8 protein-coding genes are annotated in these 13,733 nt (G+C 42.2%); 5 read left to right on the forward strand and 3 right to left on the reverse strand.

The genetic code is table 11. The annotated features are described in order from the left end of the window. Positions 1-32 precede the first annotated feature (32 nt). From V7K84_RS28550 to V7K84_RS28560, 3 genes are all read left to right on the forward strand, one after another. Positions 33-1,535, forward strand: coding sequence for a tryptophan 7-halogenase (locus V7K84_RS28550; protein ID WP_334843166.1), 1,503 nt, complete (start codon positions 33-35; stop codon positions 1,533-1,535). Then, a complete protein-coding gene (locus V7K84_RS28555) occupies positions 1,520-4,156 on the forward strand; it encodes a tryptophan halogenase family protein (RefSeq protein WP_334843168.1) in 2,637 nt (878 codons plus the stop codon). Before V7K84_RS28550 ends, V7K84_RS28555 begins: the two co-directional genes overlap by 16 nt. Positions 4,157-4,335: 179 nt before the next feature. Next, a complete protein-coding gene (locus V7K84_RS28560; RefSeq protein WP_334843170.1) occupies positions 4,336-4,524 on the forward strand; it encodes a hypothetical protein in 189 nt (62 codons plus the stop codon). 245 nt (positions 4,525-4,769) lie between these two features. Here V7K84_RS28560 and V7K84_RS28565 read toward each other — a convergent pair whose 3' ends face one another. Genes V7K84_RS28565 through V7K84_RS28575 form a run of 3 tightly spaced genes read right to left on the reverse strand, consistent with a single transcriptional unit; the run spans position 4,770 to position 10,491 of the window. Then, positions 4,770-7,445 (reverse strand): NHLP bacteriocin export ABC transporter permease/ATPase subunit, encoded by a 2,676-nt coding sequence (locus tag V7K84_RS28565; RefSeq protein ID WP_334843172.1) that lies wholly within the window; start codon positions 7,443-7,445, stop codon positions 4,770-4,772. Beyond that, the gene (locus V7K84_RS28570; protein ID WP_334843174.1) at positions 7,438-9,714 is read right to left on the reverse strand and encodes a CHASE2 domain-containing protein; all 2,277 of its coding nucleotides are present in this window, start codon (positions 9,712-9,714) and stop codon (positions 7,438-7,440) included. Before V7K84_RS28570 ends, V7K84_RS28565 begins: the two co-directional genes overlap by 8 nt. A gap of 3 nt (positions 9,715-9,717) precedes the next feature. Next, positions 9,718-10,491, reverse strand: coding sequence for a DUF928 domain-containing protein (locus V7K84_RS28575; RefSeq protein ID WP_334843175.1), 774 nt, complete (start codon positions 10,489-10,491; stop codon positions 9,718-9,720). 632 nt (positions 10,492-11,123) lie between these two features. On the opposite strand from V7K84_RS28575, the gene V7K84_RS28580 reads away from it, so the two are divergent. Together V7K84_RS28580 and V7K84_RS28585 are read left to right on the forward strand one after the other, a co-directional pair. Further along, positions 11,124-12,164 (forward strand): cyclic nucleotide-binding domain-containing protein, encoded by a 1,041-nt coding sequence (locus V7K84_RS28580; RefSeq protein ID WP_334843177.1) that lies wholly within the window; start codon positions 11,124-11,126, stop codon positions 12,162-12,164. 102 nt (positions 12,165-12,266) lie between these two features. Beyond that, on the forward strand, positions 12,267-13,709 hold the full coding sequence (locus V7K84_RS28585; RefSeq protein WP_334843179.1) for an NHLP bacteriocin system secretion protein: 1,443 nt from the start codon (positions 12,267-12,269) through the stop codon (positions 13,707-13,709). Positions 13,710-13,733: the final 24 nt, after the last annotated feature.

Raw genomic sequence — 13,733 nt, forward strand, 5'->3', positions numbered from 1 at the left:
GATAGTTATTATTAACATTTCTGGTCATACGTGTGGAAAAGACAATACACAATGTGGTAGTTTTTGGCGGAGGGAGTGCTGGATTTCTCTCTGCCTTAGCGTTGAAGGTGAAAATGCCAGCTTTGAACGTGGTTGTAGTCCATTCCACAACCATTCCGATTATTGGAGTGGGTGAAGCGACTACCGCTTGGATACCTTGGTTTCTGCATAAGTACTTAGAATTAAATCGAGAGCAATTTTATGAAGAAACACAACCTATTTGGAAACTAGGAATTAAGTTTATTTGGGGAGATTCTAGTCAGTCTCACTTCAACTATCCTTTTGTGACTCATCTGGCAGATAAACTGAGTGTTTTGAGCAAAAGTACTGGTTACTATTGTCTTGATTCAACGACAGAATCCAGTCTTTACTCACTGTTGATGGAGCAATACAAGTCGCCTTGCTTCCGTAGAGAAAATGGGGATTTCGTAGTTGATGAACGCTTTGGATACCATATTGAAAATGTTAGTTTCGTTTCTTATTTAGAAAGAAGAGCAACAGAAATTGGCATCAAGATTATTGATAAACCTGTTGTAAATATTGAAGTTGCCGAAAATGGGTATATTCGCCAACTAAAGTTTGATGATGGCACAATGCAGGCTGGCGATCTATTCGTCGATTGTTCTGGTTTTCGCTCGGCGTTGCTAGGAGATATTCTGCAAGAACCCTTTTGCAGTTTTGCCAGCAGCTTGTTTTGTGATTCTGCTGTCACAGGCACATGGATGCGAGATGATGCAATCAATCCCTTCACAACTGCCCAAACCATGCAGAGTGGCTGGTGTTGGCAAATTGATTTGCCGGATAAAGTCAACCGTGGCTATGTATATTCATCCGCTTTTATCAATGATAACGATGCTTTGCAAGAGATGAAACGTCACAATCCTTTGATGAGTGATGAGCATAGTCTTATTAGGTTCAAGTCAGGACGACATCAACGATTCTGGGTAAATAATGTAGTCGCTGTGGGCAACGCTTCCGGTTTCGTAGAACCTCTAGAATCAACAGGGTTACACATGATTGGTGAAACCATCAAATTTGTGTGCGATGTGTTGATTGATTCCGACCAGCAACCGACCCCAGCATTAATTAATCTTGCGAATCGAGCGATCGCGCAAAAGTGGGATGATATTCGTGATTTTTTATCAATTCACTTTAAATTTAATCGCCGAGTAGAATCAGAATTCTGGCGACACTGCTGGCATCAAACTGATATTGGTGATGCCGAAGCAATAGTAGATTTTTTTCAACACAATGGCCCATCAAGCCTTGGTCAAATTCTGCTCCGCCCCAATAGTGTTTTTGGATACAACGGTTATCTGAATCTGCTCATGGGACAACGAGTGGCTACGAAGTATCAAAGCCAGAATGACACCTTAGATTTAGATCGTTGGCGACAAATCCAAAACTATTTCACGAAGCAGTGTACTAACGCCTTATCAATCCATGAGGCGATTCAGGTTGTTAAAGAAAGAAAATGTCAATGGCTGACTTCATAAATTCCATTCCCCAAGTGCCTCGCGTTAACCCCAATGCCCATTTAATCCTCAGTGAGACGGGTGAGGTTTGTAGCTGGGTGGGCAGCGAAGCGTTCGGACTCGAAGGCATTGGTGCTAACACCATCCGCGAACTGCTGGCACCGATCGATGGGGTGCGATCGCTTGAGGCAATTTATGCTGAACTGGTAAATTCTTACGATCGCAACTATTTACATGAGATTATCTTGGCTTTAAATAAGTTGCATATCGTAGAGGAAGTAGTAACTGAAACTGCACCCCCAAATTATGACTCGGAATTGCCAATAGTCCCTGAGCAAGTACGCCAAAAGGCGATCGCTATCTTAGGCAATCACCAGTTACTCGATACTCTCAATAAAACCTTTGCTACCGCAGGTTTTCAAAATCACCGCGCTTTCTCATTCACACATTTTGCTTCCTGTCAAACACCGGAATTTCTCGCCTTCCAGCAAGAACGGATACTTCTCAATGGCTCTTTCAAAGTGTCTGAAAATAGTCTACATGCTGTGAGTGTTTCTGGGCTATGTGAACTATTTCAAGAATTTGACTTTGTAATCTGTGCTTTGGAAGGTGTACCATATCAAGCCCTATTCGATGTCAACAAGTCAGCCCTAGCCAGTGGCACACCGTGTTTATTTGTCACTGCTTCCCCAGAAACAGCACTCATCGGCCCAACAGTGATTCGGGGAACCGCTTGTTTTGGTTGTCGAGTCGTCACCTTGGAAGCTATTCCATCAGTATTACAGGATATTTTGCCGCAACTGTCAACCCCCATCCTTGCCCAAGCAGATAGTCCACTTTTGCCTTCCATAGCGCAGGCTTGTATTGAAGAAGCAATTTCCATCTTAGGTTTGAACTTAACAGCAGCTCGCGCCACCAACGTTGTGAAAATTAACCAGCAAGGCAATCGCACCATCAAGCGGCTGCTTCCTAGCGGTGAATGTCAGCAGTGTACATCACAATTAGATGAACCGTTAGGAGTGCTGCAACGAAGTGCGATCGCTGCTGCTGCCCAAGAAATCGGTCGGATCTGGCCGAACTCACCCAATGCTGCAATCCGTGCAGCAGCCGATCCTTATCAAACGGTGGGCATTTTGGGTGGCGGTACAGCTGGTTATCTGACGGCTTTAGCCTTTCGCGCTCTCAGACCAGATATCAAAGTAACTTTGCTGGAATCGAGTGCTATCCCGGTGATTGGCGTGGGCGAGGCAACTACTCCAGAACTCGTCAAGTTTCTCCATAGTCCCCGCTTTTTAGGACTAGACATCGTTGATTTTTATCAGCGCGTGCTTCCTACGTGGAAGCTGGGGATCAAGTTCCAATGGGGGCTGCCCGGTGATTATGAATTTACGTTTCCGTTTCAGCGTGGACGCTTGCTAGAATCGCTTCTCTATGACTCAACGCTGAACAATCAGTCATTAGGGGCAATGCTGATGAGTGGCGATCGCGCTCCCATTTTTGATCGGGGCGATGGTACTCCATTGTCTCTACTTCACCAGATTCGCTGGGCGTATCACCTCGATAATCGGCGGTTTGTTCGTTATCTACGAGAGGAAGCGATCGCTGCCGGAATACAACATATTGATGTGCAAATTTCTGATGCCCAGATGTCTGCCGATGGTGAAACTATTAGCCATCTAATCGCTGAGGATGGGCGTAAACTAACTTACGATTTATATATTGATTGTTCCGGCTTTCGCTCGATGTTGCTAGAGCAAAAACTTGGGTCAAAATTCGTAAGTTACCAAGATACCCTCAGCACCGATCAAGCGATCGCTGCTACCGTCCCTCATAATGGCACCATTAAACCTTACACTCTCGCCGAAACCATGAATAATGGTTGGTGCTGGAATATTCCTTTTGAAGATGCCGATCATCGGGGGTATGTGTTTTCTTCAGCATTTTGTAGCGCCGATCAAGCCCTAGAGGAAATGCGTGCCAAAAATCCGGGGATGGGCGATCCTTGGCTTGTGAAGTTTCGTTCTGGGCGGCATGAGCATTTTTGGAAAGGCAACGTTGTGGCGATCGGCAATTCTTATGGATTTGTCGAACCGTTAGAATCGACAGCCATTCACATGATCGTTCTCGAATTGGAACTCCTACTTACCAACTTTCCAGCATCAAAGCAAGATGAGGGGGTGAAATCTGTACTCAACCGCAAAATTAGCGATCGTTGGGATGCCCTGCGTTGGTTTCTCGGAATTCACTACAAGTTCAATCACCGTTTATCTACTCCCTTCTGGCAAGCAGCTAATAGAGACACAGATATCTCTGGGGCATTAGAGCGATTAGCATTGTTTAGCGAGCGGGCCCCCTTATCCTATCGAAATTCGATGTTTTATACACTGCATCCGCCAGAGTTTTTCTCTGACGATCACTGCTATGACACATTATTAGCTGGGCAACAGGTATCCGCCCGCTTTGTGGAACCCATCGAAGATTTAGCCACTTGGCAACGCCAACTCGCAATTCTCAAAGGGCTAGCTAGCACTGCAATGCCCCAACATCAAGCCCTCTCCTGCTTGCGCGAGAAACGGCAAGATTTGCTTTACGACTTCGCAAAGCGCCGAGATAGTTGGTTACACACCTGGCTTCCTGCCTAGTAGTCTATGCTTGATGGACTAATAGTAGTTTGTCAAGCGAAGTTTAAAGGGTAAAGGAACGAACCGCAAAGGCGCAAAGACGGAATCTCTTGACATTCCCCAAACATTTACCCAGGAAGATCCTAAAGTCCTTGGATGGACGGGGTTAAGCCTGAAATTACGCCAAGGACTCGACAGTGTTGAACAGTTCCACCAACATTTGGTTTCCCAGCTTGGTGATGCAATCGGCGTTGCTGATGGTGAACCGTTCTGGAACGCACACCTGGGGCAATGGCAGGTTTGGGTTAACTTTGGGAGCGGGTGTACGTCTGTGGTGTGCGATTGGTTGGTGGGGGTGTAGATCGCATCCTCACAAAGCTGCCAATTAATTACAGGGATGATCGCTGTATTGGTTAGGAATTTATCAACCCTGCCTGCTGCAAGGAGTTTAATGTCATGAAACCTTAAAATGAGAATTGGCGATCGCTAGATATTTGCCACTACCAACATTTTTATAGCGGTGGATGCAGTCCCGCCGAGGTTAAAAGGCGACGCAAGTTAACCACTTCACTCTCCGATTCAATACTATTGACGAAGATAAAGTTTTTTCGTCTTCCTTGCACTCCCTGAACGCTTACGCCATTTGTCGTGCCATCAGATTAGCAAATAAGCCCTTTTTATTCACTAATTCTTCAAACTTACCTTGCTGAACAACTCGACCGGCTTCAATCACATAAATTCGGTCGGCGTTGCGGATGGTGCTGAGGCGATGGGCGATAATTATGCGCGTTACTCCTAACTGGTCTAAGCTGGTACTTACTATAGCTTGAGTCCGATTATCTAAAGCACTGGTAGCTTCATCAAAAATTATAATTCTCGGTTTTAAGACTAAAGCACGAGCAATTAGTAGCCTTTGACGTTGCCCACCAGAGAGATTTGTACCCCCCTCGGAAATGACTGTGTGCATCTCCATTGGCATTGACTTAATATCATCGGCAAACCCAGCCATTCGTACTGCTTCCCAGGCTTCTTCCATTGTCACTAATGCGCCACTAGAAATATTTTCAAAAATTGAGGCGCTATTGATACGACCATTTTGCAGTACTACACCAATCTGTCTACGCACTGCTGATGTATCTAATCCCGATAAGTCCTGACCATCATAGTAAATCGTGCCATCTTTTGGCGTTTCAAATCCCAATAACAGCCTAATAATCGTTGATTTGCCACTACCAGAAGGCCCTACCAAAGCAATCAACTCTCCTGGTTCTGCCTGAATTGTCAAATCGTCTAAATTGAGGGGGCCATCTTCGCGGTAGCGGAAAGTCACGCGATCGACTTTTACTTTACCCGTTAACCGTCCTGGATCGCTCTTGCTCAGGTCGATTTCTGGTTGAGCCTGAAAGATGGGCTTTGCCCGTTCCCAAAAAATGCTGATATCTAATATGCTGACTATAGTGTTACTCAACTGAGTTGCCCCAGCAATAAATATGGCAAAGGCGGAATTAAATGCTAAAAATGTACCTGTAGATAATCCTGTTCCGCTTTCAGATGGGGTTTGTGCGATTAAGGTAACTGCTAGCCAAAAGATAATTATCGAGCTGACAGTTGGCATAGCGGTGTTGAATATCGCTAAGATATCTTCAATTATCTCTGTACTCAGCTTGAGTTGTAGCTGCTGACTATACTTTTTTGCCCAGTAGGCAAAAGCGCGGTCTTCTGCATTGGTGACTCGAAGTTTGGACACACCAGCAACCATCTGTACAGTAAAACCAAAAATTTCTCCCTCTATTTCTTCTAAGGAACGCAACTTTTGGCGGCTAAGTAAGCCTGAGATCGTAGTGAAGACGATCGCTACCAACGCTACTGCTACGACAACTAAAGCTAGACTGGAACTGTAGATAAACAATAGTCCCAGATTTAGTAGAGAGAAGAAGCTGGTAAAAACAGTGCGTAGTACTGTATCGTTAAGTTTCTGGCGGATTTGAGTGATTGCAGAAACACGAGATTGCAAATCCCCAATTGAATATTCGCGAAAGAAAGATACCCGCAGATTAAACAATCTATCCCATAAAGCTGCTTGGGAGTCTAAACTGGCTTTACTTTCTAATCTCAGACCGGCAAAACCTTGGGCGATTTGAAAAATTATCGTCCCAAAGCTGGCGGCTATCAAACCCAAGCCGATTTGGACTAACAACCCTCTATCTGCATCGGGAATGACGGAATCGATGAGAATAGCAGTTGCTAAGGGGGTTAACATTCCCAACAATGCACCAACAACGCCAGTGAGGAAGATAACAATCAGTTCTCGAATTTTCCCCTTAAAGGCAAACAGAAGTAAGGCGATCGCAGTTAAATTGTTTTCGGGTATGGGACGATAAAATACATAGGCAAAGGGAGCTAGTTGTTGAGCAGTACGATTGTTTATAGGTATGCGAACGTGCTTCTCTGGGTCAAAGATTTCGTACTTTCCTACCCCTGCTGGTAGCAATGCAACAGGACAATTATCTTGATTAGTATATGCTAATAAAGGACCGCTATCTTTTTGCCACCATCGCTCATTGAGTAATACCCGTCGGATGCGAATTCGGGATGCACGTGCGATCGCTTCTAATGGTTCTTTAATCCGTTTCATGTCTTCAGAACGCACAGGTGGCAGAATCTTTATTCCTAATGCCCTTCCAACTGCACCTGCGGCAATCAGCAACGGTGTACCTGACTGCATCAGTTCGGCTTGCTTGGGTTTGAGGACTGAGGCTAACTCTCCTAAGGCATTAACTTTTACCTGAGAGTTAAGTTGTTGCCGTGCTTGGAATTGAGTCCATTTTGCTGCCAATTCTTCCTGTTCTATTTGAGTCAGAATTTCGCAGAAATTGCTGTGTAGTTCGCTCAGAGTAACTTGGATCTCGTTCCAGTCGGTAAGTTTTTCAGTGTAGGAAAAAACTGGCAGAATAGAAGAGTGTTGGACTACACAACTTTGAATATTTTCCTCCCATATCTGCACTAACTTAATAAAACTTCCTGCTTCGTCTTTCTCCTGACTTATCCATTGCTCGTATTCTTGTGCAGGTATTTGCAACAACACAGTATCTTCTATCGATACCGCCAAAATTTTATGGCTATTAGCCGATATCCCAAACAATGCTTCTCCCGCATTGACACTGAATAGATAACGGCGAGTACCCTCAATACCTTCGTCAACGAGAATAGCAAACACAGCGATCGCACCGGATTCAATTTGCCAAACTGTTAAAGGATTGTCTAATACTAAGGATTGATTATCTGTAAGCAGTAACTTAGAATCACTCATCTGGAGTTAGAGGCGCAATGGTTCTTTGGCGGAGGCGTAGGGCATTAAATTGCCCTTCTACTTCTAGTGGAATGTTAGTAAAACGAATATAAAAATTATCTGGTTCTGCCGTTTTGTCTAAGACTTTAGCATAGATATCTTCACTAATTTCGGTATTACCCTGCATAAATAAGTTCAGTTTCAGATTAGTAAAGGGCTGTAAAGCTAGATAATTTACTTTAGAGTCATAACATACTTGCGCCCCCTTCACCGACAGCTTTACTAACTTTCCCTCCATGACAGTGTTATTTACATCTTTTCCATCCAAAACTGTGTATTTTAAGGGAATTGCTTCTGGCAGTTCCAAGAATACTTTATCTTCATCTTGAGCAAGATATAAATTGTATTCTCCAGTAATTCCACCTACTTCATAAATTTTTATCGGCTGTTTCACTCCTTTTGCTTGTACTTCTTGATGTGCAATAATTTTCACAATAGAACCAGTCTCATTAATAGTTGATTGCGAAGCAAAAATTTGTCCGCCGACTGTATACGATTCAATGCGATAGGTTAAATTAACTTGATCGCCGATAATTCCATATTTAGTCCGTTTTTCCGAACCAATATTACCGACAACTACTTCTGCTGTATTAATGCCAATTCCCATTTCCAGCTTTGGGAATCCCATTTGCTGGATTTTTTTATTCACTGGTTCCATTGCTAGTTGCATTGCCACAGCACAAGCGATCGCTCTTGTTGCATCATCTTTTCTAGTGATGGGAGCGCCGAACAAAACTAAAATCCCATCACCCATAAATTCATCAATCGTGCCTTGATACTGAGTAATTACATCTGCCATATATCCTAAATAAAGATTAATTACTTTAATTACTTCCTCAGCAGATAATCTCTCAGATATAGCTGTAAAACCTCTTAAATCAGAAGTGAGAATAGTAATTTTCTTGCGTTCACCACCAAGTTTTAGACCTTCAGGGTTTTCTAATAAATTAGCGACGACTTCATCGGTGAGATAACGACCAAAGGTTTTCCGAATTGCTCCCGCAGTCCTCGCAATATAAGCAGTAACAGCAATTACCGAACCAATTAATGTCAGTAATGGTGGGACAACAGGAATCCACCAACCTGCTATAAAGGCTAGATAACTACTACCCACAAGACAGCATCCAGCTAGCAAAATACTAATCAAAGGTAATAATGATTTTCTTTTAGAACTGCCGCTATATCTTTGTTGCCATATTAAGATTGCGCCAACCAGTGACCAAAGAAAAATCCACAACCATTCCTGTAATTTAGTCCATGTTCTGATTAACGGGCGGTCATCTAAAGTAGCGCTTAAAATTTGACTAATGGCATTAGCGTGAATGGTTACACCAGCCATTCGTTTAGGTGCTGTTAATATAGTACTGCTGTATGGAGTATAAAATAGGTCTTTGAGACTTTCTGCTGTGGTGCCAATCAACACAATGCGCCCTTTTACTAAGTCCTTGGGTATCCGCTTATCTAACACATCCATAACAGATATGTGCTGAAATTTCTCTTTAGAACTACGATAATTTATTAGTACTTGATAACCTTGGTCTTCAGCCCGGATATAACCACCATCATTACCTTGAAATAATGGGTAAATAACATTACCTGTTTTTACCAAATAATCTTTTGTTTGTCCGACATCAATTTGGCGATCGCTTAAATAAAGATAGGCAAGTTTAAAAGCAAAACTAAACACATTTTCGCCATTTCTATCTGCCAAATACATCAAACTGCGGCGAATTTTTCCATCCCCATCTAAGGGAAAATCATTTGCACCCACACGATCGAGTTTTTTCAGCGCTGGTGGTGGTGCTACCGCCGAGCTATCTTCACTCTCAGCTACTTTTTGTACACCAACTAAATTTGGTGTAGACTCAAACACCTTAACTAATGATTGATGTCCAAAACCTACTGGTAAATCTCGATATAAATCCAAACCAATAGCACTGGGTTTTTGTTGTTTCAAATTCTCTAAAACTTGTGCTAGCAAGCCATCAGGTAAAGGCCAATAACCGCGCTTACCAAGTTTTTGCACATCAGATTCATTAATTTCTACAATGACAATCCGCGTATCAATAGGTTCTGGAGAACGTAACAAAAACATTTGATCCAGCGCTGCCAATTCCAACATCTGCAACAATCCACTCAAGCGCAGGATGAACACTAATGCTCCCACACTAGGAGCAGCAATGAAGATACCGCGATATTGCCAAAGTTGTTGCTTGATATGACTCCACATAAATTACTTAGTCTTGGCATCCCAGCTATTTACTAGAGGTTTGGAAACTAAATTGTTTAAACCCACTGACTCTAATAATGCTTGCCAATTAGCCATGACTGTGCGATCGCTCGGTTCGGTAAGACGTTGCTGTACTAATGTATGTAGTACTTCATACCAAATCCCAGATGCGGCATACACTTGGGAAAGCTGCTTGGGATTTGTTCTGGCTAGCTGCTTTGATAAATCAGTAGTAGGTTGGATTCGTTCTACCCAACCATCGACAGTGATTTCATCTCCTACTTCCTCTGAACCGCAAGCGATTGACATATACCAGTGATAGTTTTTATTAATTTTCAGGCTTGGCGCTTTTGACGGGAGAGTAAAACCAATAATTCCTAATTGTTTAGGAAGTTTAAAAGTCGTCTCGTAGACTATATCCTCACCATCTAGAAGTGAAAAGCGAGCAGTTTCTACTGGTATCTGCGGTACAAACCAGTAAAATGTTGGACGTTCTGCAAGGGTTAAACCTGATTTATTTAGAGGCATTAAGGCAGTTAAAGTTTCTTTACCTTGTAAATAGCAGGAAGCGCCACGAGTCGCCCCGCCAGCCGTAGTCTGTGGTGCGCTTCGATTTGGTGGGATAAACTTCTGACTAATTTGCCAACTCTGGAATTTTGGAAATTTAAGTGCTAATGGTGATTCAGCTATGACGATTCTGGGCAAACTAGAGATTAGCAATACTGTCACAGATATAGAAACTGCTGTAATGTTTACAAATTTTTGTATCCAACTCATATTAAGTCCTATTAATTTTCAATCATCCAACAAAGATAAATATTTGTGATAGCACAAAAACGTGATATTTAGTTAAATTAACTACCAATGGTAAAATCCATATTAACTTTTGTCTAAGTAAGTCGGCGTTAAAAAATCAAGCTATGTGACAAAACGTAAAATCAGCGAATACAGCGAATAGCTTAGAAATTAATCATTCCACAGTTTTTACAAAACTAAACATACATGGGTTTTATCATGCCGACTTACTTAAAAGCTTTGTTAAAGATTTTGCAAAAAAGAAAGAAGTAGGTATAACTTAACACAGTATTCGCTTAATTCATAGCGAATGAAGCTAAACAAGCTTCGCGCTCGTCTACGCCCCTAGCCTGCGGGAAGGCGTTCGCGAGTGCGTCTCGTAGAGAAGCGCCTATGCGTTTCAATTTCAAACCTAAATTGACGAAATTGTCTACTTAGTATGAGCAGGAAGGTAGTTGTCTGGTAATAGCTTCTCATGCAATTCCAGCTTGTTCTAAAAAACCTTGTTTTTACTACTTCTGTCAGCCAAGTTGGAAACTTCCAGAAAATTAACAAAAAGCTGTGTTTTGCTGCAACAGTTCGTTTAATTTCACTCCTAATCAAATTTAAATCCTATGCTTAGACAAATGCTGGTTAATACTCCTAATTTTGCTGCCTTTAGGGAAAGTGATATTGATTGGATGCTTAGTGTAGGCAAATTTAGAGAGCATCATCCTAATCAAGTTCTTATTCAAGAAGGTGAAGAGATTATTGATACATTAGAAATTTTGTTAGAGGGAGCATTAAGAATTTGTGTCTCTCTCACAGGCAATGTAAAAGACGCACAAGAAATCGATCGCGTATCGCCAGGGGAAATTGTAGAAACTTTATCTTTTATAGATAATCGTCCTCCATCTACTACTTTTATCGCTCTGGAATCCTCACGGGTATTAGCACTGCCGAGAGAGTTATTACTTAATAAACTTGAGCAAGATACAGAATTTGCCGCGCATTTTTATCAAATAATGGCTATTTTGCTGTCACAGCAGTTGCGGGGACTGACTGATTTTCTTGCCAAGAACAAAGTAGTTCCAGGAGAATCACTCCGAAAGGTTTTATTTGTGTTTGCTATTTTGAACGATAGCGATATTGATTGGATGCTTTCCCAAGGAGTAAGAATTAAAGTTAATCCAGGTCAAGTAATAATTCAAGAAGGGAAACCTGTTGAGGCATTATATATATTGTTAGATGGTAAGTTAGGGATTTTTGTTTCCACCCCACAGAATAAAGTTGCCGAAAAAGAAATTGCTCAATCTGTAAAAGGCGAAATTTTAGGGGAAATGTCTTTTGTAGAAGCAACAACTGCCTCTGCCACAGTCAAGGCGATAGAATCTTCTATATTACTAGCTTTACCACAACAAAAACTAGCTAAACAATTAAAGCAAAATACAGGATTTACAGCCCGTTTTTATCGAGCGATCGCTGTAGTTTTAGTAGATCGAATTCGCGATCGCCTGTTCCGCCGTGGATTTGGGAAATTGGCTTACCAACTAGATCAACTTTTAGCAGAAGATATCGAAGTTGAAGATGAACTCAACTTCGATACATTAGACAACACTGCCTTAGCAGGTGCTAGATTTGACTGGATGATTAAACGTCTGAATCGGGAATCTTAAAGAAGACAGGAGAAGAGGACGCAAAAAGGAGACGCACTGAAAGAACTTTCTGTACGCCCCAATCGCCAGTCCCCAATCCCCAATCCCCAATCCCTAATCCGAATGCCTGAAGAGCAAGATAGTATATTTCGCAAAGAATCACTGGAGCGTTTATCTTCTCCAGAAAGATTGGATCAGTTAATGCAGGTAGTCAATCCCGTAGATTGGCTACCTTTAGCGACGCTGGGTAGTTTTGTGTTGTTGGGATTAATTTGGAGTATTTTTGGACGTATTCCCGTCACAGTCGCAGGAAAGGGAATACTTATTCAACCCAATCAAGTTGTCACTTTTGAGTCGCCAATCTCAGGACAGTTAAAAAGTTTGAATGTTAAAACAGGACAATGTATAGATCGAGGATATGTCATAGCAACGATCGATCCGACGGATCTCAAACAGCAATTGCAACTGCAACGCTCAAAACTGGGGCAATTACAAACACAAGAACAAAATTCATCCTTGCTTCAGCGACAACGTACCGCTAAAGAAAAAGAGGCGATCGCTTCTGCTAAAGCTAGTTATATTCAACGTTTGCGGGATACTCAAACTCTCACACCTGCGTTTTATGAAAAAGGCTTAAATGCAATTCGCGAACAGCGCATTAGTTTGCAGCAACGGCTCAATGATGCTGTAACTGTCGTACCAATACTGAAAGATAGATTACAGAAGCGCCAGCAACTCGTAGATGCGGGAGCCATTGCTAAAGATACATATTTACAAGCAGAGCAAGAATATAAACAGGCAACTCAAACCGTCTCTGATATCAAAGTCCAGCTCAAGCAATTAGATGTACAAGAAACAGAAGCCCAGCAGAGATACTTACAAAATTTGAGTTCTGTAGGCGAACTGCAAGCGCAGTTAAAAGACTTAGAGACTAAGAGCCAACGTATCGATCAAGAAAACGTAGAAACTCTTAATACCAAAATTAATCAAATTCAAGAAGTTAATCGAGCGATCGCTCAACTAGAAAAACAAATATTAGAAAATAGTCAAATTATTAGTCCTAGTAGCGGCTGTGTATTAGAAGTGACTGCTTTTGTGGGACAAGTTACCAGCCCGAAAACTCCGCTTGTCACCTTAAACATCGGTGACAAAAAGGCTTCACTAATTGCCCTCTCCTATTTTCATGTCCAAGATGGCAAACAAATTCAACCAGGAATGATCGTGCAAATCACTCCCACTTCCGTGAAAAGAGAACGCTTTGGCGGTATTGTCGGCAAAGTTACCTCTGTTTCCCCTTTACCTGTGACTAAAGAAGGCGCAAAGTCTGTGATTGGCAACGCCGATTTAGTAACAAACATCTTGTCAACTGGCGGCGGAGACATAGAAGTGCGAACAGAAATGGAACTAGCTCCATCCAACTTTAGCGGTTATCGCTGGTCTTCTTCCCAAGGGCCAAAATTAAACATTTCTGCCGGAACAACTACTAGCGTTCGGGTTAAAGTAGCAGAGCAAGCACCAATTACTTATGTCTTGCCTATTCTCAGAGAATTTACTGGCATTAACTAAAGTTTTAGGGGAATGCTCTTGTGC

It is taken from the genome of Nostoc sp. (assembly GCF_036917315.1).
Lineage (GTDB): Bacteria > Cyanobacteriota > Cyanobacteriia > Cyanobacteriales > Nostocaceae > Nostoc.

Excerpts from the sequence above, each read along its gene's own strand:
- V7K84_RS28555 (WP_334843168.1), top strand. The coding sequence starts at position 1,520 with ATGGCTGACTTCATAAATTCCATTCCCCAAGTGCCTCGCGTTAACCCC.
- V7K84_RS28565 (WP_334843172.1), bottom strand. The coding sequence starts at position 7,445 with ATGAGTGATTCTAAGTTACTGCTTACAGATAATCAATCCTTAGTATTA.
- V7K84_RS28570 (WP_334843174.1), bottom strand. The coding sequence starts at position 9,714 with ATGTGGAGTCATATCAAGCAACAACTTTGGCAATATCGCGGTATCTTC.
- V7K84_RS28575 (WP_334843175.1), bottom strand. The coding sequence starts at position 10,491 with ATGAGTTGGATACAAAAATTTGTAAACATTACAGCAGTTTCTATATCT.
- V7K84_RS28580 (WP_334843177.1), top strand. The coding sequence starts at position 11,124 with ATGCTTAGACAAATGCTGGTTAATACTCCTAATTTTGCTGCCTTTAGG.
- V7K84_RS28585 (WP_334843179.1), top strand. The coding sequence starts at position 12,267 with ATGCCTGAAGAGCAAGATAGTATATTTCGCAAAGAATCACTGGAGCGT.